This window comes from Rhodobaculum claviforme, from assembly GCF_016653255.1.
Taxonomy (GTDB): domain Bacteria; phylum Pseudomonadota; class Alphaproteobacteria; order Rhodobacterales; family Rhodobacteraceae; genus Rhodobaculum; species Rhodobaculum claviforme.
In genome coordinates this window covers 1-23693 of sequence record NZ_NHSD01000283.1, presented here as the reverse complement: position 1 = coordinate 23693, position 23693 = coordinate 1, and the positions used below count along the sequence as shown (strand labels likewise).

Here is a 23693-nt window from a genome sequence, read left to right as displayed (position 1 = left end):
ATCCGCCGCTGGGCGGCCGATGCGCGGGGCCGGGGTGATGGTGGCCAACCATGTCTCGTGGCTGGACATCTTCGTGCTGAACGCAGCGGGTCCGGTGGCGTTCGTGTCCAAGTCCGAGGTCGCGGCCTGGCCCGGCATCGGCTGGCTGGCGCGCGCCACCGGCACCGTGTTCATCACCCGCAGCGTGCGAGACGCGGCCGCCCAGCGGCGGATGATCGCAGAGCGGCTGCGCGGTGGCGACCGGCTGGTGATCTTTCCCGAGGGTACCAGCACCGACGGCCAGCAGGTGCTGCCGTTCAAGCCCACCTTGCTGGCCGCGCTGTTCGATGCGGAGGCGGGTGGCGGCGGGGCCGCGCAGGTGCAGCCCGTCAGCCTGCGCTACATCGCGCCCCAGGGGCGGGACGCGCGGTTCTATGGCTGGTGGGGCGACATGGCGTTCGGCGGGCACCTGCTGGCGGTTCTGGCCGCCCCCCGTCAGGGCGCGGTCGCGCTGACCTTCCACCCGACGCTGCGGGTCGGCGCGTTCGCCGACCGCAAGGCACTGGCGGCGGCCTGCACCGCGCAGGTGCGCACCGCCGCCTGAGGATCAGTCGCGGAGCAGCTCGTTGATCGAGGTCTTGGCCCGCGTGCCCGCGTCCACGCGCTTGACGATCACCGCGCAGTACAGGTGCACCCCCCCGGTGGACGGCAGCGAGCCCGCGACCACGACCGACCCCGCCGGAACCTCGCCATAGCTGACCGCCCCGGTCGCGCGGTCCACGATTTTGGTGGACTGGCCCAGGAACACGCCCATGCCCAGCACCGAGCCCTCGCGCACGATCACCCCCTCGACCACCTCCGAGCGGGCGCCGATGAAGCAGTTGTCCTCGATGATGGTGGGTCCGGCCTGCATCGGCTCCAGCACGCCGCCGATGCCGACGCCGCCCGACAGGTGCACGTTGCGCCCGATCTGCGCGCACGACCCCACGGTGGCCCAGGTGTCGACCATGGTCCCCTCGCCGACATGGGCGCCCAGGTTGACGAAGGACGGCATCAGCACCGCGCCCGGCGCGATATAGGCCGACCGACGCACGACGCAGTTGGGCACCGCGCGGAAGCCGGCCTTGCGCCAGTCCTCGGGGCCCCAGTCCTTGAACTTCGAATCGACCTTGTCCCACCAGCCGCCACCCTGCGGGCCACCCGATTGCGGGCCCATGTCCTTCAGCCGGAAGCCCAGAAGCACCGCCTTCTTGGCCCACTGGTTGACGTGCCAGGTGCCGTCGGTGCCGCGCTCGGCCACGCGCAGCTTGCCGGTGTCCAGTGCGTCGAGCGTGGTCTCGATGGCGTCGCGGGTGCGCCCGGTGGTCGCGGGGGTGATGTCGGCGCGGCCCTCCCAGGCGGCCTCGATGGCGGTTTCAAGGTCGGCAAGCGGCATCGGGTCGGTCATGATCGGGTCGGTCATGGGGGCGCTCCTGCGGGGCGGTCATCTGGTATTAGGGAGGCCAACGCTATAGACGCGGGACAGATGCTGCGCAATGCGTGCGCCCGACCGGGCCGCGCGCCGGGGAGGGACGATTGAACGACACCACCAGACACGCCGCGCGCGGCCACCCGCTGCGCGATTCCCCCGAGGATGTGGAGGTCACGCGCCACACGCCCGACACCCCGCAGACCCGCTCGCCGGCCTACAGGCTGGCGTTCGCGGATCAGGATTTCCTGACCCGGCGGGAACTGCGCCCGGTGCGGTTGCAACTGGAGTTGCTGAAGACCGAGCTGGAATTCGACGCGCAGGGCATCCGGTCGACCATGGTGATGTTCGGTGGTGCGCGCATCCCCGCGCCGGACGCCGCCGCCACGGCGCCGCCCGGGCTGGCGGCGCTGTCCCATTACTACGAGGAAGCGCGCCGCTTCGCGCGCATCGTGACCGAACGCAGCCTGGCGGCGGGCGGGCAGGAAAACGTCATCGTCACCGGCGGTGGCCCCGGCGTGATGGAGGCTGGCAACCTGGGCGCGGCCGAGGCGGGCGGCCGGTCGGTGGGTCTGAACATCGTGCTGCCGCATGAACAGGCGCCCAACGCCCATGTCACGCCGGAGCTGTCGTTCAACTTCCACTACTTCGCGATCCGCAAGATGCATTTCCTGATGCGGGCCTCGGCGGTGGTGGTGTTCCCCGGCGGGTTCGGCACGCTGGACGAGATGTTCGAGTCGCTGACGCTGATCCAGACGCAGCGGATGCGCCCGGTGCCGTTCGTGCTGTTCGGCGAGGCGTTCTGGCGCCGCATCGTGAACTGGGACGCGCTGGTGGAGGCCGGGACGATCGCGGCCGAGGACCTTGCGCTGTTTCGCTTCGTGGAGACCGCGGAGGCCGCGGTGGAGGCGATCGAGACCTGGCCGGGCGGCTGAGGGGCCGCTGCGCCGAACGTCAGACGCCGCGGCCCCCCGGTGGGGACCGCGGCGCGGGGCCGGGCACGGGGCCCGGTCACCCGGGGGCGGGGGATCAGTCGCGCAGATCCTCGACGATGCCCGCCTCGACCGCGAGGTCGTATTCCTCTTCCGAGATCTCCCCGTCACCGTCGGCGTCGATGGCGGCAAAGGTCTCCGGCATCGCGTCGGGCGCGGCCTCGGCGAACTCCTCCTGGGTCCAGGGGAAGTCGGGCAGCTCGCTGGTCTCGGCCTGGGCCAGGGCGGCGGTGCCGGTCAGCGCGAGGGCGGCGAGGGCGGTTGCAGCGGTCTTGAACATGGGTGCCTCCTTCTTGGCGTTTGCGGCCGTCGATCGGCCGGTCGGTCAGTGTGTGCGCACACCGACCCAACCCGCACGGGGGGCAGCGGTTCCCGTCCCGCGCTGTGCCTCCGGGGCGGAACCGGCAGGATTTCGCCAGTGATGCGAGGGGTTTGGGCGGGTCCTTGCCGATGGTGAGGGGTCAGTCCCCGCCCGGTGTCAGCAGCGGACGCAACAGTGCGACCGGATGCGCGCGCAGCGACATCCGCAGGGTGGCGTAATCGGCCACGACCTGTTCGCCCAGGGTCATGGGCGGCAGGGTGACGGCGGCCTCGGTGGTGCCTTCGCCGTCGATGTCGCGGGCAAACAGCGGCAGCGGCGCGGGGCCGGACAGCGCCCGGGCCGCCCACAGCGCATCGCGCCGCGTCACTCCGAGGCTGGCAAAGGCGTCGGCCTCGGCCAGCCGGGCGATCATCGCGGGCGCCAGCCCCGCGCGGCGCCACAGATCTTCCACGCTGCGATAGCCGTTGCCGCGCGCGGCCGCAATCCAGCCGGCCTCGTCCTGGGGCAGGCCGCGGATCTGGCGGAACCCCAGCCGCAGCGCCAGCCCGCCGCGGCCGTCGGCCTCCATCACGTTGTCCCAGTAGCTGGCGTTGACGCAGACCGGGCGAACCTCCACCCCATGCTCGCGGGCGTCGCGGATGATCTGGGCCGGCGCGTAGAAGCCCATCGGCTGGGAGTTCAGCAGCGCGCAGGCAAAGATGCCGGGGTGGTGGCGCTTGACCCAGGCCGAGGCGTAGACCAGCAGCGCGAACGACGCCGCGTGGCTTTCGGGAAAGCCGTAGCTGCCGAAGCCCTCGATCTGGGCAAAGCAGCGCTCGGCGAACTCGGGCGGGTAGCCGTTGGCCGCCATCCCCGCGAGGAACCGCGCGCGCATCTCCGAGATGTTGCCCAGGCGGCGGAAGGTCGCGAGCGCGCGGCGCAGCCGGTCGGCCTCCTCCGGGGAAAAGCCCGCGCCGATGATGGCGATCTGCATGGCCTGTTCCTGGAACAAGGGCACGCCCAGCGTCTTGCCCAGCACCGCGCCCAGCGCGTCGGAGGGGAAGGTGACGACCTCCTCGCCCGACCGGCGGCGCAGATAGGGGTGGACCATGTCGCCCTGGATGGGCCCCGGGCGCACGATGGCGACCTGGATCACGAGGTCATAAAAGGTGCGCGGGCGCATCCGGGGCAGGAAGTTCATCTGCGCCCTGCTTTCGACCTGGAACACACCCAGGCTGTCCGCGCGGCCCAGCATGGCATAGGTGGCGGGGTCCTCGGGCGGCAGGGTCGCCAGGGTGAAGTCCTGGCGGTGGTGGTCGCGGATGAGCTGAAACGCCCGGCGCAGGCACGACAGCATCCCCAGCGCCAGGATATCGATCTTGAGGATGCCCAGCGTGTCGAGGTCGTCCTTGTCCCAGGGGATGACGGTGCGCCCCTCCATCGTGGCGTTTTCGACGGGCGCGAGTTCGTCAAGCCGCCCTTCGGTGATGACAAAGCCGCCGACATGCTGCGACAGGTGGCGGGGGAAGCCCTGGATCTCGGCGATCAGGGCCATCGTGCGCGACAGGCGGGGGTCGTCCGGGTCAAGTCCGATCTCGCGCAGGCGCGCGTCCTCGGTGCCCTTGAGCGAGCCGAAGCCCCAGATCTGGGACGACATCGCCGCGAGCGTGTCCTCGGACAGGCCCATGGCGCGGCCGACCTCGCGCACCGCGCGCTTGCCGCGATAGTGGATGACGGTGGCGCACAGGCCCGCGCGGTGGCGGCCGTATTTCTCGTAGATGTGCTGGATCACCTCCTCGCGGCGCTCGTGCTCGAAATCGACGTCGATGTCGGGGGGCTCGTCACGCGCCTCGGACACGAAGCGTTCGAACACCATGGTGCCGATCTCGGGCGAGACCTCGGTGATGCCGAGGGAATAGCAGACCACCGAGTTGGCGGCCGAGCCGCGCCCCTGGCATAGGATGCCGCGGGAGCGGGCGAAATCGACGATGTCGTGGACGGTGAGGAAATAGGGGGCGTAGGAGAGGCGGGCGATGAGGGTAAGCTCGTGCTCCATCATGCCGCGGACCCGCTCGGGGGCGCCTGCGGGGTAGCGGCGCGCGAGGCCCGCGCCTGCGAGGCGGCGCAGGCGGGTGTCGGGATCCTCGCCGCCGGTGACCTCGGAGGGGTAGTCGTAGCGCAGGTCGTCGAGCGAGAAGGCGCAGCGCGCGGCGATGTCGCCCGCGCGGTCCACCGCCGTCGCGTGGCGGGCGAAAAGGCGGCGCATCTCGGCCTCGGAGCGCAGGCGGCATTCGGCGTTGGCAAGCGCCGCGCGGCCCAGCGCATCGACGCGGGTGCCCAGCCGGATCGCGGTCAGCACGTCCGCCAGCCGACGCCGGTGGCCCGCGTGCATGCGCGGGCGGGCGGTGGCGACGGTGGGGATGTCAAGGCGCGCGGCCAGCCCCGCCCAGATGTCGAACCGCGCCCCGTCGGCGCCGTCGTATTCGGGCGCCATCGCGAGCGCCACCGACCCGGGGAAGCGGCGCGACAGCCGTTGCGCCCGTGATGCCCATGCGCCCGCGCCGCCATCGGCCGTTGGCGTTCGTGGTGGGGTCAGCAGCAGCTCCAGCCCCGCGCCCCGGTCCAGAAGGTCCTCCAGGGTCAGATCGCAGCCCCCCCTGGTCGTGCGCAGGCGCCCCGCCGACAGCATCCGGCACAGCCCCGCCCAGGCGGCGCGGTCGCGGGGCAGGGCGACCGCCTCCAGCCCGTCGCGGGTCACCAGCCGGGCGCCGGGGATCACGCGGGGGGGCGTGCCGCCCGAACGTGCGATCCCGCGCGCCGCGGCATGGGCGCGCACCACGCCCGCGACCGAGTTCGCATCCGCCACCGCCAGCGCAGGCAGGCCCAGTTCGCAGGCACGCTGGACGTATTCCTCGGGGTGGGAGGCCCCGGTGAGGAAGGTGAAGTTGGTGGTGATGCAGAGTTCGGAAAACGGCATTTCGTTCTTCATTTGTTCACCCCCGACTCTGGGCGTGGGAACGCCGGAGTCAAGCATGAGCCGCGTCGCAGGGCGGCACGCGGCGCTGGCGCGGTGGGGCGTTGTGGGGTATCGTTCGCCACAGACCCGGACAACGGGCGACAGGCAACGCGACGATATCAGAGGCAGAGCAGCCCATGACAGAAATGGTTCACGGCGCAGCCCCCCTGCGGGCTGGCGAGGCGATTCTGCCGCGGTGGTGGCGCACGGTGGATCGCTGGACGATCTCGTGCGTGCTGATGCTGTTCGGGGTGGGGTTGCTGCTGTGCCTTGCGGCGTCGCCGCCGCTGGCGGCGCGCAACGGGCTGCCGCCGTTCTACTATGTGGAGCGGCAGGCGGTGTTCGGGGCGCTGGGGCTGGCGGCGATGTTCCTGACCTCGATGCTGTCGCCGGGCACGCTGCGGCGGCTCGGGGTGCTGGGGTTCGTGGGCGGGCTGGTGGCGCTGTTCCTGCTGCCGGTGCTGGGCACGGATTTCGGCAAGGGGGCGGTGCGGTGGTTCTCGCTCGGGTTTGCCAGCGTGCAGCCGTCGGAGTTCCTGAAACCCGCCTTCGTGGTGCTGGTGGCGTGGCTGCTGGCGGCCGCGCGCACGCCCAACGGGCCGCCGGGGACGCTGATCTCGCTCGGGTTCACGGTGCTGGTGGTGGGGCTGCTGGCGATCCAGCCGGATTTCGGCCAGGCGGCGCTGATCCTGTTCACCTGGGGGGTGATGTATTTCGTGGCCGGTGCCCCGGTGGTGCTGATGCTGGGGCTTGGGGGCGCCGCGCTGGGTGCAGGCGTGGTGGCCTACAACTCCTCGGCGCATTTTGCCCGGCGGATCGACGGGTTCCTGGCGCCGGAACTGGACCCGCGCACGCAGCTCTATTTCGCCGCCAACGCCATCAAGGAGGGCGGCTTCTGGGGCGTCGGCGTGGGCGAGGGGCAGGTCAAGCGGTCCCTGCCGGACGCGCACACCGACTTCATCATCGCGGTGGCGGCCGAGGAATACGGGCTGGTGATGGTGATGTTCGTGCTGGCGCTGTTCGCCACCATCACCCTGCGCGCGCTGGCCCGCCTGATGCGCGAGCGCGACGCATTCATCCGGCTGGCGGGCACGGGTCTGGTGTGCATGTTCGCGGTGCAGGCGCTGATCAACGTGGGCGTGTCGGTGCGGCTGCTGCCGGCCAAGGGGATGACGCTGCCGTTCGTCTCCTACGGCGGCTCGTCGCTGCTGGCGACGGGGATCGCGATGGGGATGATCCTGGCGCTGACGCGCACGCGGCCGCAGGGCGGGATCGGCGACATCCTGCTGCGGCGGACGTGATGGCGGGGCGGCGCGCGACGCTGGCCGCCGGGGGCACCGGCGGGCACATGTTCCCCGCACAGGCGCTGGCGGAGGCGCTGATCGCACGCGGCTGGGCGGTGACGCTGTCCACCGACGCGCGCGGCGCGCGCTATGCCGGGGGCTTTCCCGTCGCTGTACGGATCGAGGAGGTGAGTGCCGCGACATTCGCCCGCGGCGGGGTGCTGGCGCGCGCGCTGGTGCCGCTGCGGCTGGCGGCCGGGGTGGCGGCGGCGGTCGTGGCGATGCTGCGCACGCGTCCGGCGGTGGTGGTGGGCTTCGGTGGCTACCCCTCGATCCCGGCGCTGCTGGCGGCGTGGCTGCTGCGGGTGCCGCGGATCATCCATGAACAGAACGGCGTGCCCGGCACGGTGAACCGGGTGCTGGCGGGGCGGGTGCAGGCGGTGGCCTGCGGCACATGGCCCACCGACTTGCCCGAAGGGGTGGCCGCGCAGCATACCGGCAATCCTGTGCGGGCCTCCGTGCTGGCGCGCGCGGGGGCGCCCTATATCGCGCCGGGGGACCATCCGCTCAGCCTGCTGGTGATCGGCGGCAGCCAGGGCGCGCGCATCCTGTCGGACGTGGTGCCCGCCGCGCTGGCGGCGCTGCCCGCCCCCCTGCGCGCGCGCCTGCGCGTGGCCCAGCAGGCCCGGGCCGAGGATATCGACCGCGTCCGCGCCGCCCACGCCGCCGCCGGCATCGACGCCGAGGTCGCGCCCTTCTTCGACGACATCCCCGCCCGGCTGGCCGAGGCGCAGCTGGTGATCAGCCGCGCAGGCGCCTCGTCCATCGCCGACATCACGGTGATCGGGCGCCCGGCCGTGCTGATCCCCTTTGCCGCCGCCGCCGCCGATCACCAGACCGCCAACGCCCGCGCCATCGCCGCCACCGGCGCGGCCGAGGTGGTGGCGGAGGCCGATCTGTCCCCCGAATCGCTGGCCCGCCTGCTGGACAATCTGCTAAGCGCGCCGCAACCCGCCGCCACCATGGCCGCCGCCGCGCTGGCCGCCGGGCGGCCCGACGCCACCGACCGGCTGATCGCCCTGATCGACACCCTCACCCCCGAACCGGAGGGCCGCCCATGAGCCCCGCCACCAAGATGCCGCGTGACATCGGCCCCATCCATTTCGTCGGTATCGGCGGCATCGGCATGTCCGGCATCGCCGAGGTGCTCCTGAACCTCGGCTACCGGGTGCAGGGCTCGGATCTGCGCGAAACCCCGATCACGCGGCGGCTGCGCAATCTGGGCGCCGAGGTGCACCTCGGCCAGCGCGGCGACAATCTGGGGCTGGCGGAGGTGGTCGTCACCTCCTCGGCCATCCGCGCCGACAACCCGGAGGTGGTGGCGGCGCGCGCCCGCGGCCTGCCGGTCGTGCGCCGGGCCGAGATGCTGGCGGAGCTGATGCGCCTGCGCTTCAACGTCGCCATCGGCGGCACCCATGGAAAGACCACCACCACCACCATGGTCGCCACGCTGCTCGACGCGGGCGGCCTCGATCCCACGGTGATCAATGGCGGCGTGATCCACGCCTATGGCTCCAACGCCCGCGCGGGCACCGGCGAGTGGATGGTGGTGGAGGCCGACGAGAGCGACGGCTCCTTCAACCGCCTGCCCGCCACCATCGCCATCGTCACCAACATCGACCCCGAGCACATGGAGCACTGGGGCAGTTTCGAGGCCCTGCGCGAGGGGTTCTACAACTTTGCCTCGGGCATCCCGTTCTACGGGCTGGCGGTGCTGTGCACCGACCACCCGGAGGTGCAGATGCTGGCGGGGCGGCTGACGGATCGCCGCGTGGTGACCTTCGGCTTCAACGCCCAGGCCGATGTGCGGGCGGAAAACCTGCGCTATGACGCGGGTCAGGCGTGTTTCGACATCGTGCTGCGCGCGGACGGGCGCCGGATCGACGGCTGCCGCCTGCCGATGCCGGGGGACCACAACGTCTCCAACGCGCTGGCGGCGGTGGCGGTGGCGCGGCACCTGGGGATGACGGGGGCCGAGATCCGCGACGCGCTGGCCGGCTTCAAGGGCGTCAACCGCCGCTTCACCCGCGTGGGTGAGGTCGGCGGCGTCACCATCATCGACGACTACGGCCATCACCCGGTGGAGATCGCGGCGGTGCTGCGCGCCGCGCGCCAGGCCCAGGGCGGTGCGGGCCGCGTGATCGCGGTGCACCAGCCGCACCGCTACAGCCGGCTGTCGTCGCTGTTCGACGATTTCTGCACCTGCTTCAACGAGGCCGACGTGGTCGCCATCTCCGACGTCTATGCCGCCGGCGAGGACCCGATCGAGGGCGCCAGCCGCGACACGCTGGTCGCGGGGCTGCGCCGACACGGCCATCGCGCCGTGCATGCGCTGGCAGGCGAGGACGACCTTGCCCCTCTGTTGCGCGAAATCGCCCGGCCGGGCGACATGGTGGTCTGTCTGGGCGCGGGCACGATCTCGGGCTGGGCCTGGCGGTTGCCGGGGCAACTGTCCGGTGCGGACCGGACCGGCCGGGAGGCGGGGTGAGCCCGCTTGCGCTTGCGGCGCTGTGGCTGGTCGTGGCTGCGGTGGCGGTGCCCGCCGTCGGCGCCAGCGGGCCGGTGCGGGCTGTCCTGATCGCCGCAGGCGTGCCGCTTCTGGGCTGGCTGACATGGGCGCACGGACCGATGACCGGGCTGCTGGCGCTGGGTGCGGGGGTGGCCATGCTGCGCTGGCCACCGGCCGAGATCGTCGCATGGCTGCGGCGTGACCGGGACCCGAGCGAGCGCTGAGCGGTCTCCGGAGCAGCTGGCGCATGGCCAGCCCCGCCTTGCGGCGGCCCCCCATCGATCCCGGCTCCATCGATCCGGGCCCGCCCACATCCCGCCGAGACCCCATCGACCCCGCCCGATCGGCGCGGCTCCCGGTCTGACCAGGTGGGACCCCGGCTGTCGGGTTGGCCCCGGGTCCGCGTCGGCGGACCAAGGCGCCCTTTCCGCGTCGGCGGCGGGGTGCCCTGTCCGCGCCCTCCGCCCCTCAGAACCCCAGAGCGGCGCCGTCGGCGCGGGGGTCGGCGGCGACCTCGATCAGACCGCCCGGGTGCAGCGACACCGCGCCGGCATGGCCCGCCAGATCGCTGTGCGGGGCGATCATCTCCACCTCGTGGCCGGCGGCCTTGAGGGCCGCCACCAGCGCGGGATCGAAGCGGTCCTCCAGCTTCAGGCTGGTGGTCGCATCGCCCCAGGTCTTGCCGAGCAGCCAGCGCGGGGCGTTCACGGCGGCCTGAAGGTCCTGTCCGAACATCGCGTGGCGGCTGAAGACCGCGGCCTGGGTCTGGGGCTGCCCCTCGCCGCCCATGGTGCCATAGGCGAGCACGCGCCCGTCCTCCAGATGCGCCAGCGCGGGGTTGAGGGTGTGGAACGGCCGCGCCCCCGGGCGCAGCTGGTTGGGCCCGGCCGCCAGCGAGAACCCCGCGCCGCGGTTCTGGAATAACACGCCGGTGTCGGGGCACACCAGCCCTGACCCGAACTCCCAGAACACCGACTGGATGAAGCTGACGACGCAGCCCTGGTCGTCCGCCGCACCCATCCAGATGGTGTCGCCGGGCTTGGCGACCTCGGGCCAGGGGCGGGCGCGGGCGGGATCGATGCGGGCCGCCAGCCGGTCCAGCGCGCCGCCCTCCAGCCAGTCCTGCGCGGGGATGGCCATGTGGTCGGGGTCGCCCAGTTCCGCGTTGCGGCGCAGGAAGGCCAGTTTCGTGGCCTCGATCAGGCCATGGACATGGGCGAACCCCTCGGGCCTGTCCACGCCCAGCCGATCGAACAGCGCGAGGATCATCAGCGAGCTGACGCCCTGCGTCGGCGGCTGGCTGTTGAACAGGCGACCCGCGCGCAGCGGCACCGTCAGCGGCGGCCCTTCGGTCGCGGCGAAGCGGTGCAGGTCGTCGGCGCGCAGCGGGCTGCCGGCGGCCTCCAGGAACCGTGCGTGGGTGGCCGCGATGTCGCCCTCGTAGTAGTCCCGCAGCCCCGCGCGGCCCAGATGCTCCAGCGTGGCGCCCAAGCCGCCCTGGCGCAGGCGGTGGCCCGGTGCCGGGGGCGCGCCGTCCACAAGGAACGCGTCCGCGAAACCCGGCACGTCGCGCAGGCCGTCAAGCTTCTCGGCGGTGGTGCGCGACTGGTTCTCCGTCACTGCCACCCCGTCGCGCGCCAGCGCCACGGCGGGCGCCAGCAGATCGGCCAGCGCCAGCCGATGCCCGCGCGGACACAGCGCCAGGGCTGCGCGCCAGCCGTCGATGGTGCCCGGCACCGTCAGCGCCGCCAGCGCCCCGCGCGCAGGCAACGCATCCGTGACGCCGTGGCCCGCGTACCAGTCGGGCGACGCCAGCCCCGCCGCACGTCCGCAACCTGCCACCGCCACCGGATCCTGTCCGGGGCGGTGGATGATCCAGAACCCGTCGCCGCCGATGCCGTTCATGTGGGGGTAGGCGACGGCGATCACCGCGGCGGCGGCCACCATCGCCTCCACGGCCGAGCCACCGGCCTCCAGCACGTCGCGGCCCGCCAGGGCGGCTGCGCGGTGCGGGGCGGTCATGCCCCCCCGGAACCCCATCGCAGATGTCAGCATGTCCTCACCATCCGATCACATTGGGCAGCCAGGTCGCCAGACCCGGCATCGCAAACACCAGTGCCAATGCCACCATCTGCAACCCGATGAAAGGGAGCGCCCCGCGATAGATGTCGCCGGTGCTGACCCCGGCCGGCGCCACCCCCTTGAGGAAGAACAGCGACCAGCCGAAGGGTGGCGTCAGGAAACTGGTCTGCAGGTTCAGGCAGATCAGGATCCCCAGCCACACCGGATCGACGCCCGCCTGCATGAAGAACGGCAGGAACAGCGGCAGGGCGATGTAGGTGATCTCGATCCATTCGAGGAAGAACCCGAGCACGAAGACGATCAGCATCAGGAACACCAGCGCGCCGGTGACACCGCCCGGCACCCATTCGAACATGCCGCGCACCAGCCCCTCGCCGCCCAGACCCCGGAACGCCAGCCCGAACACCTGCGCACAGATCAGGATGAAGAACACCATGGCCGAGATCAGCAGCGTGGAGCGCGCCACCTGGTGCAGCATCGACAGCGTCAGCCGCCCCGACAGGGCGACGAATGCCAGCGCCCCCACCGCGCCCATCGAGGCGGCTTCGGTCGGCGCCGCGATGCCCCCGATGATGGAGCCGAGCACCGCCACCACCAGCCCGATCGGCGGGCCGACCACCAGCACCACCTTGCGCAGCAACTGCCCGCGCGACATCGCCCGCCGCTCGTCCACCGGAATGGGGGGCATCGCGCCGGGCACCGCCCAGGCATAGCCCAGGATCGCGATCACATAGACCGCCGCCAGCGCGAGGCCCGGGACCATCGCGGCGGCAAACATCGTGCCCACCGACTCCTGCAGGATATCGGCCAGCAGGATCAGCACCAGCGACGGCGGAATGATCTGTCCCAGCGTGCCGGAGGCGCAGATCATCCCCGTCGCGGCGGTTTTCGAATACCCCCGCCGCAGCAAGGTCGGCAGCGTCAGCAGCCCCAGCGTGACGATGGTTGCGCCCACGATGCCCGTGGCCGCGCCCAGCAGCACGCCCACCAGGATGATCGCCACCCCCATGCCACCGCGCAGGTTGCCGAACAGATGGCCCACGACATCGATCAACTCCTCCGCCAGGCGGGATTTCTCCAGCATCACGCCCATGAACACGAACAGCGGGATCGCCATCAGGGTGTAGTTCGTCACCACCCCGTAGATGCGCGACGGCAGCAGCCCGAACAGCGCCGGCCCGAACCCGATGTAGCCGAACACGAACGCCGAGGTCGCCAGCGCGATCCCCACCGGGATGCCCACGATCAGCAGCACGAAAAACGCAGCGATCATGGCGATCGCCAGCAACTCGTTGGGGGTCATGGCGGATTATCCTTGCGGCTCGGGGCGCGGGCGTGGGCGCGGCGGCAGGTCGAGCGCATGGCGCAGCACATGCGCCACGCCTTGCAGGGCCAGCAGCCCGAACCCCAGCGGGATCAGCGATTTCAGGATGAACCGGTGCGGCAGCCCCCCGGGGTTGGGCGATCCTTCGCCGCGGATGTACGACATCTCCACCCACGGCAGCGACAGCCGCACCACGATGATGCCGAGCGCGATCATCAACAGCCCGCCCAGCACCTCGATCGCGCGTTGCACGCCGGGGCCGAAGCGGTCGAACAGCACGTCCACCCGCACCTGATCGCCGGACACCAGCGCATAGGACATGCCGAACAGCGCGATCGGCGAGATCAGGTGCCATTGCAGCTCCTGGGCCCAGACCGCGCCGGTCCGGAACAGGTAGCGGGCGAACACGTCGCCCGCCACCAGCAGCACCAGCGCCACGCAGACCCAGGCGGCCAGGACGCCAAAGCCCCGCACCACGCCCTCGATGGCCCAGACCAGCCGCGTGATCGCCGGTCGCATCCTCACATCCCCAGGATGTCGTTGAACCACGAGACCTCGGAGATGCGCGCCCAGCCGTCGTGATCGGCCTTGAAGGCGAAGTAGCTGTCGTGGACCTTGCGCACGACCTCGGACGCGTTGGCCTCGGTCTCCAGGGTGTCCAGCGTGGCCTCGCGCAGGGCGGCGATCACGTCGGCGGGAAGCGGGGCTGCGGTGACGCCGTGGTTGGTGACCAGATCGGTCAGCGCGGCGCCGTTGACCGATTCCGACCATGTCAGGCTCTGCAGGCACGCGGCCTGGCTGGCCTGGCGCACGATCATCTGCAGATCCTCCGGCAGGCTGTCCCACGCGGCCCTGGAGATCAGCAGCTCGCCCGTCGTCGCGGGTTCATGCCACCCCGAGGTGTGGTAGAACTTCGCCGCCTGGTGCAGGCCCAGCGCGCGGTCCTGATAGGGGCCCACGAACTCCGCCGCGTCGATCACGCCGCGCTCCAGCGCCGGAAAGATCTCGCCGCCCGGCAGCAGGCGCGTGTCGACGCCCAGCGAGGCATAGACCCGCCCCGCCAGCCCCGGAATGCGCATCCGCAGGCCGCGCAGCTGGCCGATCTCCTCCACCGGCTCGCGGAACCAGCCGGTCATCTGCACCCCGGTGGAGTTCATGGGGAACGCCACCAGCCCGAACGGCTCGTAGACCTCGTGCCACAGCTCCAGCCCGCCGCCGTGGAACAGCCACGCCATGTGGCCCATGTAGGACAGCCCGAACGGCACGGTGGTGAAATACTGCGCGGCAAAGGTGTTGCCCGACCAGAAGTAGCTGTTCGAGGCGTTCATCTCGATCACGCCCTGCTGGACGGCGTCGAAGCCCTCGAACGCCGGGATCAGCTCTCCGGCGGCGAAGTGCTGGATGTTCAGCCGCCCGCCCGACATGATGCGGATCTTCTCGATCATGTCCGTGGGGCTGCCGGGGCCGACGGTGTAGAACGGCGCGGTCGGCCCGTAGCTGTTGGTCATGCGCCAGTTGAAGCTGTCCTGGGCGCGCGCGACATGGGGGGTGGCGATGCCCGCGCCGACGGCCGTCACCGCGGAGGCAGAGAGAAACTTGCGACGATCCAAGGCTGTGTCCTTTCGTGCAGAGGGGTCCGATCCGCCAGGCAACGCCCGACACGGCGGCAGCTAGCGGCGCCGCGCGCCGTGGGCCAATCCCACGGCCCCGCCGGGGGGCGCCGGGCGCGCCATTGCGCACCAATTGATCGCTTTGGTACGCCTCCTGCCCGTTTCAGCGGCGCCCGCCGCATCCCGCGGGGCGTGGTCCCGGGGGCGTGGGCTTGCGTCCGGTGCGGGGGCGTCGCACAAACAGTCGGCCGCGCATGGCCCTTTGCGGGCCATTCGCTCCGGATCGGGCGCGGGTGTCGACGGGCCGGACGGCAAGGGCACCCGCGCCCGCCGATCCCGCCCCGCCGATCCCGCCCCGTGGTCGCCTTGAGGGAGGACACCATGACCCTGCACAGTACCGACACCGTCGCCCCGCCCGCGGGCGTGTTCATCGACAACGCCTGGCACGCGCCGGCCGGCGGAGGGGCGATCGACGTGGTGGCACCGGCCACCGGCGCGGTGATCGCGCGCATCGCCGCCGGGGGCGCGGCCGATGTCGATGCCGCCGTCGTGGCCGCCCGCCGCGCGCTGGACGGCCCTTGGGGCCGCATGACCGCGACCGAGCGCGGCCGCATCCTCAGCCGCATGGGCGCGCTGATCCTGGACCATTTCGACGCGCTGGCCGCGCTGGAGGCCCGCGACACCGGCAAGCCGATGACCCAGGCGCGCGCCGACATCACCGCCGCCGCGCGGTATTTCGAGTTCTACGGCGGCGCCGCCGACAAGCTGCATGGCGACACGGTGCCGTTCCTCGACGGGTATTTCGTGGCCACCGAATACGTCCCGCACGGGGTGACGGGGCACATCATCCCCTGGAACTATCCCGCGCAGATGTTCGGCCGCACGCTGGCGCCCGCGCTGGCGATGGGCAACGCGGCGGTCCTGAAACCGGCCGAGGACGCCTGCCTCACGCCCCTGCGCCTGGCCGAGCTGCTGGCCGAGGCGGGGTTGCCCGCGGGCGCGCTGAACGTCGTGCCGGGGCTGGGGGCCGAGGCGGGGGCGGCGCTGTCGGCCCATCCGGGCGTCGATTTCCTGTCGTTCACCGGCTCTCCGGAGGTTGGCACGGCGGTGCAGACGGCGGCCGCGCGCAACCACATCGGCTGCACGCTGGAGCTGGGCGGCAAGTCGCCCCAGATCGTGTTCGCCGACGCCGACCTGGATGCCGTGCTGCCGGTGGTGCGCGCGGCCATCGTGCAGAACGCGGGCCAGACCTGTTCGGCGGGGGCGCGCGTGCTGGTGCAGGCCGACATCGCCGCCACCTTCACCGACCGGCTGCGCGCGGCCTTTGCCGACCTGCGCGCCGGCACGCCCGAGATGGACCTCGCGCTCGGCCCCCTCATCAATGCCCGCCAGAAGGCCCGGGTGGAGGGGTTCTGCGCCCGCGCCGAGGCCGACGGCATCCCCCTGCTGGCCACCGGCACCATCCACCCCGACGCCCCCGACGCGGGCTTCTACGTCGCCCCGCGCCTCTATGGCCCGGTGCCCGCCGACCACCCGCTGGCGCAGGAGGAGGTGTTCGGCCCCGTCCTGTCGATCCTGACCTTCGCCGATGAGGCCGAGGCGGTGCGGCTCGCGAACGCCACCGACTATGGCCTCGTGGCCGGGGTCTGGTCCGGCGACGGTGCGCGCGCGCTCCGGGTCGCCCGCGCCATGCGCGTGGGGCAGGTCTTCGTCAACGGTTATGGCGCCGGGGGCGGGATCGAGCTGCCCTTCGGCGGCATGAAGAAATCCGGCCACGGCCGGGAAAAGGGCTTCGACGCCCTGCGCGAATTCGGCGCCCTGCGCACGCTCGTCGTGCGCCACGGCTGAAGCATCCCACCCAGAGGAGGAGACCCCATGGACTACGCAATGGTCATGCCGCAGCCCGGCGGCCCCGAGCTGTTCGAGCGCCGCGAGATCACCGTCCCCGACCCCGCCGAGGGCGAGGTCCGCGTGCGCCACACCGCGATCGGGCTGAACTACCTCGACGTCTATCACCGCTCGGGCGCCTATCCCTGGCCGGTGGAGCGTGACCTGGTGGCGGGGTCCGAAGCCGCGGGGGTGGTCGAGGCCGTGGGCGCGGGTGTCAGCAACCTCAAACCCGGCGACCGCGTGGCCTATACCCACCCGATGAACGCCTATTGCAGCGCGCGCGTGCTGCCCGCCCACCGGCTGGTCAAGCTGCCCGACGGGATTTCCGACGAGATCGCCGCGACGCTGATGCTCAAGGGGCTGACGGCGCATTACCTGATCCACTCCAGCTATCCGGTGGCGCGGGGCACGGATGTGCTGGTGCACGCCGCCGCCGGGGGCGTGGGGCTGCTGATGGGCCAGTGGCTGGCGGCCAAGGGCGCGCGCGCCATCGGCACCGCGGGCGGGCCCGACAAGGTCGCGCTGGCGCTCCGGCACGGCTATACGGATGTCATCGACTACCGCGCGGGGGATTTCGTGGCGCCGGTGCGCGACCTGACCGGCGGCCGGGGTGTGGATGTGGTCTATGACGGCGTCGGTGCCGACACCTGGCGCGGCTCGCTCGACAGCCTGGTGATTCGCGGCAGCTTCGTCTGCTTCGGCGCCGCCTCGGGCAAGGTGGAGGGCTTCGGGCTGGCCGACCTCAACAAGGGCTCGTTCTTTGCCACCCGCCCGACCCTGTTCCACCACATCGCCGACCCCGAGGAGCTGCGCAGCCGCGCCGCCGACCTGTTTGCCGTGGTGCAGGGCGGCGCCGTGCGCAGCGCGGTCAGCCAGACCTTTGCCCTGTCGGAGGTCGGCGCCGCCCATGCCGCCCTGGAGGGCCGCCAGACCACCGGCGCCACCGTCCTGATCCCCTGAGGACACGCCGCCAACCAGCCGTGCGGCATCGATTTTCACCGATCCGCACGGTTGATGCAAAAGGGCCGTTGACACCCCCGCGAACGCTCTGTAGATCACGCCTCACACCTGCCCAGGTGGCGGAACTGGTAGACGCGCAGGTTTCAGGTACCTGTGCCGCAAGGCGTGGAGGTTCGAGTCCTCTCCTGGGCACCACTTCTCTTGTCCGAGAAGTTGTGTGAACATAAAGACAGTTCGGGAAGGTCTAGGTCCATTTTGGGATCCAGGATCGTGACGGCGCGGGGCGAAGGCCCTGCGGTCGTCGCGTCCCGCACCTCCCAGGTCAGTGAGACTGTGGTCGGGGTCATCGGTTGTCATGGCACTGACAGCGGCTGACGGGCGGTCGGCGGGCGATGGTGCAGGCCCCTCATGTCGCTGGCGGGCCAGCTTCGCCACAGTGTGCGCGGGACCGTGCATCGGGACCGCCGTCCGCCCCTGCGGTGTCGGGGCGTCTTTTCGGGGCAGCGCAACCGGACTATGACGGGGGTCAGCTGTCCTCGATCCCGGGCCGGGACGGGGACGCCCCCTGACCTGAGGCATCACGCGGCATGACCCCCCTGCATCCCACTGCGGACATCGTGCGCCGCGCCGTGATCGGCGACGGCATGGCCATTCCGGGCCCATTTGGCCCGCGGGCGTTGGTCTATGCCGATTATGTCGCCTCGGGCCGGGCGCTGGACTTCATCGAGGACGCCATCCGCGCCCATGTCCTGCCGAGCTATGGCAACACCCACACCGAGACCTCGTACTGCGGCCGGCGCACCACGCAGCTGCGCGAGCTGGCGCGCGCGGCGGTGCGCGACGCGGTGGGGGCCGACGACGACCATGCGGTGGTATTCGTCGGCCCGTACGAGCATCACTCCAACGACCTGCCGTGGCGCGAGTCCGGCGCCCGGCTGGTGCGGGTGCCGCTGGACGCGGCCGGTGGCATCTGCCTGACGGCGCTGGAGGCGGCGTTGCAGGAGCACGCCGGGGCCGAGATGATGATCGGTGCGTTCTCGGCGGCGTCCAACGTGACAGGGGTGATCAGTGACCTGTCGGGGCTGGCGCGGCTGTTGCACGCCCATGGCGCGCGGTTCGTGTGCGATTTCGCCGCCGCCGGGCCCTATGTGCCGATGCGCCTGCGCGAAAGCGCGCCCGGCGCGGGCGACCGCATCGACGCGGCGTTCCTGTCGCCGCACAAGTTTCCGGGCGGGCCGGGCGCCTCGGGGGTGCTGGTGGCGGATCGTGCCATGCTGGCGGGGGCCTGCCCCACGGTGCCGGGCGGCGGCACCGTCGCCTATGTCACCGAGGACGCGCACCGTTACGTCACCGATCCCGAACGTCGCGAGGAGGCCGGCACCCCCGGCATCGTGGAGAACATCCGCGCCGCCATGGTCCTGCAGCTCAAGGCCGAGATCGGCGCCGAGGAGATCGCCCGGCGCGACGCCACCCTGACCGCGCGGCTGGAGGCGGCGTTGCGCGCGGTGCCGGGGATGGAGTTGCTGGGCCCTGCGCAGGCGGCGCGGCTGGGGATCTTCTCGTTCAATCTCCGGGTGGGGGGGCGGCTCTTGCACCACAACTATGTGGTGGCGCTGCTCAACGATCTGTTCGGAATGCAGACGCGGGGCGGATGCTCCTGCGCGGGGCCGTACGGGCATGCGCTGCTGGGCATCGATGCGGCGCGCGCGGCGGCGCATGACCGGGCGGTGGGGCGCGGGCTGTCGGCGTTCCGTCCCGGCTGGGCGCGGCTGGGGGTGAACTATTTCTTTGCCCCCGAGACGGTCGACCACATCGCCGCGGCGGTGGATTTCGTCGCCCGCCACGGGGCGGAGTTTCTGCCGCTTTATCGGCTGGACGCGGCCAGCGGGGTCTGGCGCGCCGCACAGGCCGTGGACATCCCCGGTCCGGCCCGCCTGTCCGACCTGTGGGCGCCGGCCGACCCCAGCCCCGCGCCGCCCGATTTCGCTGCCTGCCTGGAAGCCGCCCACGCCCTGCGCACCCGCGCAGCCGCGGCCCCGCCCCCCCACCGCTTCGACGCCGAGGCCGAGGCGCTGCGCTGGTTCTGGATGCCGCACGAGGCCGCGCAGGCCCGTCTGCAGGGCGGTGCCGCCTGATCCCGCTCCGGCCGCGATTGCAATGACACAATGAAAAACCCCCGGCCACATGGGCCGGGGGTTTTCCGTTCCGATGCGGGGCCGCTCAGGCCTCGGCGGCCTCGCCGCTGATCTCGGCGCCGGTTTCCTGGTCGACCATCTTCATCGCCAGCCGGACCTTGCCGCGGTCGTCGAAGCCCAGAAGCTTGACCTTGACCTCCTGGCCCTCGGTCAGCGCCTCGGACGGATGGCCCAGCCGCTTGTTGGCGATCTGGCTGACATGCACCAGCCCGTCCCGCTTGCCGAAGAAGTTCACGAAGGCGCCGAAATCGACCAGCTTCACGACCTTGCCGTTGTAGATCTTGCCGATTTCGGGCTCCGCCACGATCGAGTGGATCATGTCGTAGGCCTTCTTGATCGCCTCGGCCGAAGACGAGGCGATCTTGATGATGCCCTCGTCGTTGATGTCGACCTTGGCGCCCGACACTTCCACGATCTCGCGGATGACCTTGCCGCCGGTGCCGATCACTTCGCGGATCTTGTCGGTGGGCACCTGCATCGTCTCGATCCGCGGCGCATGCGCCGAGAATTCCTGACGCCCGGCCGACAGCGCCTTGTTCATCTCGCCGAGGATGTGCAGCCGGCCGTCGCGGGCCTGCGCCAGCGCCTGGGCCATGATGTCCGGCGTGATGCCCGCCACCTTGATGTCCATCTGCAGCGAGGTGATGCCGTTCGCGGTCCCGGCCACCTTGAAGTCCATGTCGCCGAGGTGGTCTTCGTCGCCCAGGATGTCGGACAGGATCGCGAAGCTGCCGTCATCCTCCAGGATCAGGCCCATCGCGACGCCGGCCACGGGGGCCTTGAGCGGCACGGCCGCGTCCATCATCGCCAGCGACGCACCGCAGACGGTGGCCATCGACGACGAGCCGTTGGACTCCGTGATCTCCGACACGATGCGGATCGTGTAGGGGAAATCCGTCGCCGGCGGCAGCACCGCCTGGATCGCCCGCCACGCCAGCTTGCCGTGGCCGATCTCGCGCCGACCCGGAGGACCGAAGCGGCCGACCTCGCCCACCGAATACGGGGGGAAGTTGTAGTGCAGCAGGAAGTTCGACTTGGAGTTGCCGGTGAGCGCGTCGATGAACTGCTCATCCTCGCCGGTGCCAAGGGTGGTGACACACAGCGCCTGCGTCTCGCCGCGGGTGAACAGCGCCGAGCCGTGGGTGCGCGGCAGAACGCCTGCCTCGGCCACGATCGGGCGGATCGTCCGGGTGTCGCGCCCGTCGATGCGGGGTGCGCCCTTGATGATGTCGCCGCGCAGGATCGCCGACTCGAGCTTCTTGAACGCCGACCCGAGGTTGGGATCGGCCAGTTCCTCCTCGCTCAGCCCCGCGCGCACGGTGTCGCGCGCGGCCGAAATCGCGGTCACGCGCTCCTGCTTGTCGCGGATCGCGAAGGCGGCGCGCATCTGCGCCTCGCCCAGCGATTTCACCTTGGCATAGAGCGCCGAGTAATCGGGCGGCTGGAAGTCGAAGGGCTCCTTGGCGGCGTCCTCGGCCAGATCCACGATCAGGTCGACCACCGGCTTGATGGCGTCGTGGGCGAACTGGACGGCGCCCAGCATCTCCTCCTCCGACAGCTCATAGGCCTCGGACTCGACCATCATCACCGCATCGCGGGTGCCCGCGACGACCAGATCCAGACGCTGCTCGGCCTTCTCGCGCAGCTTGTGCATCTCGTCGACCTTGGGGTTCAGGACATACTGCCCGTCCACATACCCCACGCGCGCGCCCGCGACCGGCCCCATGAAGGGCACGCCCGAGATCGTCAGCGCGGCGGATGCTGCGATCATCGCCAGCATGTCGGGCTCGTTCTCCAGGTCGTGCGACAGCACGGTGCAGATCACCAGCACCTCGTTCTTGAAGCCGTCGACGAACAGCGGGCGGATCGGCCGGTCGATGAGGCGCGAGGTCAGCGTCTCCTTCTCGGACGGGCGCGCCTCGCGCTTGAAGAAGCCGCCGGGCACCTTGCCCGCGGCATAGTAGCGTTCCTGGTAATGCACTGTCAGCGGGAAGAAATCCTGTCCCGGCTTCGCTTCCTTGGCGAAGGTGACATTGGCCATCACGGAGGTCTCGCCCAGGGTGGCGATCACCGATCCGTCGGCCTGACGGGCGACCTTGCCCGTCTCGAGGGTGAGCGTCTCACCCCCCCATTCCATCGATTTGCGGACTACGTTGAACATCTCGTTTCCATCGTCTGGCCAGGGGTCCCTCCCCCGGCCCGGGTTTCATACGGGCCGCATTGCCCGTGGCCCCTGTGTGCGTCTCTCCGGCCCGCCCCGCGGGGCCCGGCGGGGCCGGCGTCGGACAAACGGGCCGTGGCCCGGTGCCTGAAGCGCCCGCGCCCCCGGGATGGGGGCGCGGAGCGGTCGTCAGCGGCGGATGCCGAGGCGGGCGATCAGGTCGCGGTAGCGCCCCTCGTCCTTGCCACGGAGATAGTCGAGCAGCTTGCGCCGCTTGGCCACCAGCATCAGAAGGCCACGCCGCGAGTGGTTGTCCTTCTTGTGGGTCTTGAAATGCTCGGTCAGGGTGGTGATGCGCGAGGTCAGGATCGCAACCTGCACCTCGGCCGAACCGGTGTCGCCCTCTTTGGTGGCGAATTCCTTGACGACGCGGGCTTTCTCTTCGACCGTGATCGACATCGGGGTCTCCTTGTTCAAAAGATGATGGCACAAGCCGGGATGTCGTCCAGCAGGGCCCGTGGAGGCAGGCCGCCCGAAATCACCCCGGGCGGAGGCTGTCCCTTACGCCAAAACGCCGCCCAAGGAAAGCCACGCCGTGCCCGCCCGCCTCCGGATGCGGCAGGCGTGCGGGGGACGGATGGCGCAAACGGATGGGGCAGGGTGCCGCGGCCGTCGCGGCGGATTGACGTGCACCACTTGATGCAGATCATGGGCCCGGCCGTTCGGCCTGCGATGGTATGCCGAGCAAGACTGAAGGAGCGACGCGATGACCACCCACCCCACCCGCCGCCTGATTGCCGCCGTCGGCGCGCTGGCGCTGCTGGCAGGTGCCGCTGCGGCGGATGACGACATGGACTACTACATGAGCGTGTTCGAGCCGCTGCCGGCGCTGCCGCCGATCCCGGCCGACAACTCGCTGACCGCCGCCAAGGTCGAGCTGGGCAAGATGCTGTTCTTTGAACCGCGCCTGTCCGCCTCGGGGGTGATTTCCTGCGCGACCTGCCACAACCCCGCGCTGGGCTGGGCCGACCGGCTGCCGCGCGGCACCGGCCACGAGGGCCAGATCGGGCTGCGCAACACGCCCACGGTGCTGAACTCGGGCTTCCTGCCCAATCAGTTCTGGGATGGCCGCGAGCCGGACCTGGAGGGCCAGGCCCTCGGTCCGATCCAGGCCCCCGACGAAATGGCGATGGATCTCGAGGAAGCGCTCGAGCGCATCGCCGAGTTCGACATCTACATCGAGCATTTCACCCGCGCCTTCCCCGAGGACGAGACCCCGATCAGCGCCGAGAACGTGGCCTATGCGCTGGCGTCGTTCCAGCGGACGCTGAACACCCCGAACTCGCCGTTCGACCGGTTCCTGCGCGGCGATCAGGGGGCGATGACCGAGCAGCAGGTGCGCGGCATGATGGCATTTGCCGACAACGGCTGCGTGGCCTGCCACCAGGGTCCGGCGCTGACGGACGGGCTGTTCCACCGCTTCGAGCTGCCGGGGCCGACGGATCTGGGCCGCTTCGTGGTGACGGGCGAGGAGCATGACCGCTACGCCTTCCGCACGCCCACGCTGCGCAACGTGGCGGTGACGTATCCGTACTTCCACAACGGCTCCATCGACACCCTGCACGACGCGGTGAACCTGATGGGCGAGCAGATGCTGGGCCAGGAGTTCGACGACGACACGCTGAACGACATCGTGGCGTTCCTGCACGCGCTGACGGGCGAGCAGCCGGTGGTCAACATCCCCGCCCTGCCGTGATCCCCGCGCCCTGAGACCGGAGATCTGAGACCGGAGACGGCCCGGCCCGCCCGGGCCGTCCTCCCATTTTTCCCTGAGCCCGGGGGACACCATGCCCGCCCATCGCC

General features: G+C 71.2%; 19 protein-coding genes and 1 tRNA gene. 11 read left to right on the top strand and 9 right to left on the bottom strand.

Features of this window, described 5'->3' with window-relative positions; all coding sequences use genetic code 11:
* The coding region (locus CCR87_RS11845; protein WP_201157732.1) for a lysophospholipid acyltransferase family protein at positions 1-583 on the top strand (583 nt) is incomplete at its 5' end.
* A gap of 3 nt (positions 584-586) precedes the next feature.
* Here the strand turns inward: CCR87_RS11845 and dapD are convergent.
* A complete protein-coding gene (gene dapD, locus CCR87_RS11840; protein ID WP_201157734.1) occupies positions 587-1414 on the bottom strand; it encodes a 2,3,4,5-tetrahydropyridine-2,6-dicarboxylate N-succinyltransferase in 828 nt (275 codons plus the stop codon).
* Positions 1415-1554: 140 nt separating this feature from the next.
* On the opposite strand from dapD, the gene CCR87_RS11835 reads away from it, so the two are divergent.
* On the top strand, positions 1555-2382 hold the full coding sequence (locus CCR87_RS11835; protein WP_201157731.1) for an LOG family protein: 828 nt from the start codon (positions 1555-1557) through the stop codon (positions 2380-2382).
* A 94-nt stretch (positions 2383-2476) separates the two neighbouring features.
* Here CCR87_RS11835 and CCR87_RS11830 read toward each other — a convergent pair whose 3' ends face one another.
* On the bottom strand, positions 2477-2719 hold the full coding sequence (locus CCR87_RS11830) for an EF-hand domain-containing protein (protein ID WP_201157730.1): 243 nt from the start codon (positions 2717-2719) through the stop codon (positions 2477-2479).
* 181 nt (positions 2720-2900) lie between these two features.
* Entirely contained in the window at positions 2901-5729 is a 2829-nt protein-coding gene (locus CCR87_RS11825) for an error-prone DNA polymerase (protein ID WP_242511979.1), read from the bottom strand.
* A gap of 164 nt (positions 5730-5893) precedes the next feature.
* On the opposite strand from CCR87_RS11825, the gene CCR87_RS11820 reads away from it, so the two are divergent.
* The 4 genes from CCR87_RS11820 to CCR87_RS11805 are packed head-to-tail and all read left to right on the top strand — an operon-like array spanning position 5894 to position 9832.
* On the top strand, positions 5894-7057 hold the full coding sequence (locus CCR87_RS11820) for an FtsW/RodA/SpoVE family cell cycle protein (protein WP_201157729.1): 1164 nt from the start codon (positions 5894-5896) through the stop codon (positions 7055-7057).
* Positions 7057-8160, top strand: coding sequence for an undecaprenyldiphospho-muramoylpentapeptide beta-N-acetylglucosaminyltransferase (gene murG / locus CCR87_RS11815; protein WP_201157728.1), 1104 nt, complete (start codon positions 7057-7059; stop codon positions 8158-8160). Before CCR87_RS11820 ends, murG begins: the two co-directional genes overlap by 1 nt.
* Positions 8157-9587: a UDP-N-acetylmuramate--L-alanine ligase gene (gene murC, locus CCR87_RS11810; RefSeq protein ID WP_201157727.1), complete on the top strand. Its 1431-nt coding sequence runs from the start codon at positions 8157-8159 to the stop codon at positions 9585-9587. The genes murG and murC overlap by 4 nt, the downstream gene beginning before the upstream one ends.
* Positions 9584-9832 (top strand): DUF2484 family protein, encoded by a 249-nt coding sequence (locus tag CCR87_RS11805; RefSeq protein ID WP_201157726.1) that lies wholly within the window; start codon positions 9584-9586, stop codon positions 9830-9832. The genes murC and CCR87_RS11805 overlap by 4 nt, the downstream gene beginning before the upstream one ends.
* Before the next feature lie 244 nt (positions 9833-10076).
* Here CCR87_RS11805 and CCR87_RS11800 read toward each other — a convergent pair whose 3' ends face one another.
* The 4 genes from CCR87_RS11800 to CCR87_RS11785 are packed head-to-tail and all read right to left on the bottom strand — an operon-like array spanning position 10077 to position 14624.
* Positions 10077-11663: a gamma-glutamyltransferase family protein gene (locus CCR87_RS11800; RefSeq protein ID WP_201157725.1), complete on the bottom strand. Its 1587-nt coding sequence runs from the start codon at positions 11661-11663 to the stop codon at positions 10077-10079.
* A 4-nt stretch (positions 11664-11667) separates the two neighbouring features.
* The gene (locus CCR87_RS11795; RefSeq protein WP_201157724.1) at positions 11668-12993 is read right to left on the bottom strand and encodes a TRAP transporter large permease; all 1326 of its coding nucleotides are present in this window, start codon (positions 12991-12993) and stop codon (positions 11668-11670) included.
* 6 nt (positions 12994-12999) lie between these two features.
* On the bottom strand, positions 13000-13533 hold the full coding sequence (locus CCR87_RS11790; protein WP_201157723.1) for a TRAP transporter small permease subunit: 534 nt from the start codon (positions 13531-13533) through the stop codon (positions 13000-13002).
* Between the two features lie 2 nt (positions 13534-13535).
* A complete protein-coding gene (locus CCR87_RS11785) occupies positions 13536-14624 on the bottom strand; it encodes a TRAP transporter substrate-binding protein (RefSeq protein WP_201157722.1) in 1089 nt (362 codons plus the stop codon).
* Between the two features lie 381 nt (positions 14625-15005).
* On the opposite strand from CCR87_RS11785, the gene CCR87_RS11780 reads away from it, so the two are divergent.
* The 4 genes from CCR87_RS11780 to CCR87_RS11765 all read left to right on the top strand — a co-directional run bounded on the left by CCR87_RS11780 (position 15006) and on the right by CCR87_RS11765 (position 19609).
* Positions 15006-16472, top strand: coding sequence for an aldehyde dehydrogenase family protein (locus CCR87_RS11780; protein ID WP_201157721.1), 1467 nt, complete (start codon positions 15006-15008; stop codon positions 16470-16472).
* 27 nt (positions 16473-16499) lie between these two features.
* Positions 16500-17474, top strand: a complete 975-nt coding sequence (locus CCR87_RS11775) for a quinone oxidoreductase family protein (protein WP_201157720.1) — start codon at positions 16500-16502, stop codon at positions 17472-17474.
* Positions 17475-17584: 110 nt separating this feature from the next.
* Positions 17585-17669 (top strand) — tRNA-Leu (locus CCR87_RS11770).
* Positions 17670-18061: 392 nt separating this feature from the next.
* Positions 18062-19609, top strand: a complete 1548-nt coding sequence (locus tag CCR87_RS11765) for an aminotransferase class V-fold PLP-dependent enzyme (protein ID WP_201157719.1) — start codon at positions 18062-18064, stop codon at positions 19607-19609.
* Positions 19610-19694: 85 nt separating this feature from the next.
* On the opposite strand, the gene pnp is transcribed toward CCR87_RS11765, so the two are convergent.
* Together pnp and rpsO are read right to left on the bottom strand one after the other, a co-directional pair.
* Entirely contained in the window at positions 19695-21830 is a 2136-nt protein-coding gene (gene pnp, locus CCR87_RS11760; protein WP_201157718.1) for a polyribonucleotide nucleotidyltransferase, read from the bottom strand.
* Positions 21831-22019: 189 nt separating this feature from the next.
* The gene (gene rpsO / locus CCR87_RS11755) at positions 22020-22289 is read right to left on the bottom strand and encodes a 30S ribosomal protein S15 (protein WP_201157717.1); all 270 of its coding nucleotides are present in this window, start codon (positions 22287-22289) and stop codon (positions 22020-22022) included.
* Between the two features lie 307 nt (positions 22290-22596).
* On the opposite strand from rpsO, the gene CCR87_RS11750 reads away from it, so the two are divergent.
* Complete coding sequence (locus CCR87_RS11750) at positions 22597-23586, top strand: cytochrome-c peroxidase (protein WP_201157716.1); 990 nt, start codon at positions 22597-22599, stop codon at positions 23584-23586.
* The last annotated feature ends 107 nt before the right edge of the window (positions 23587-23693 follow it).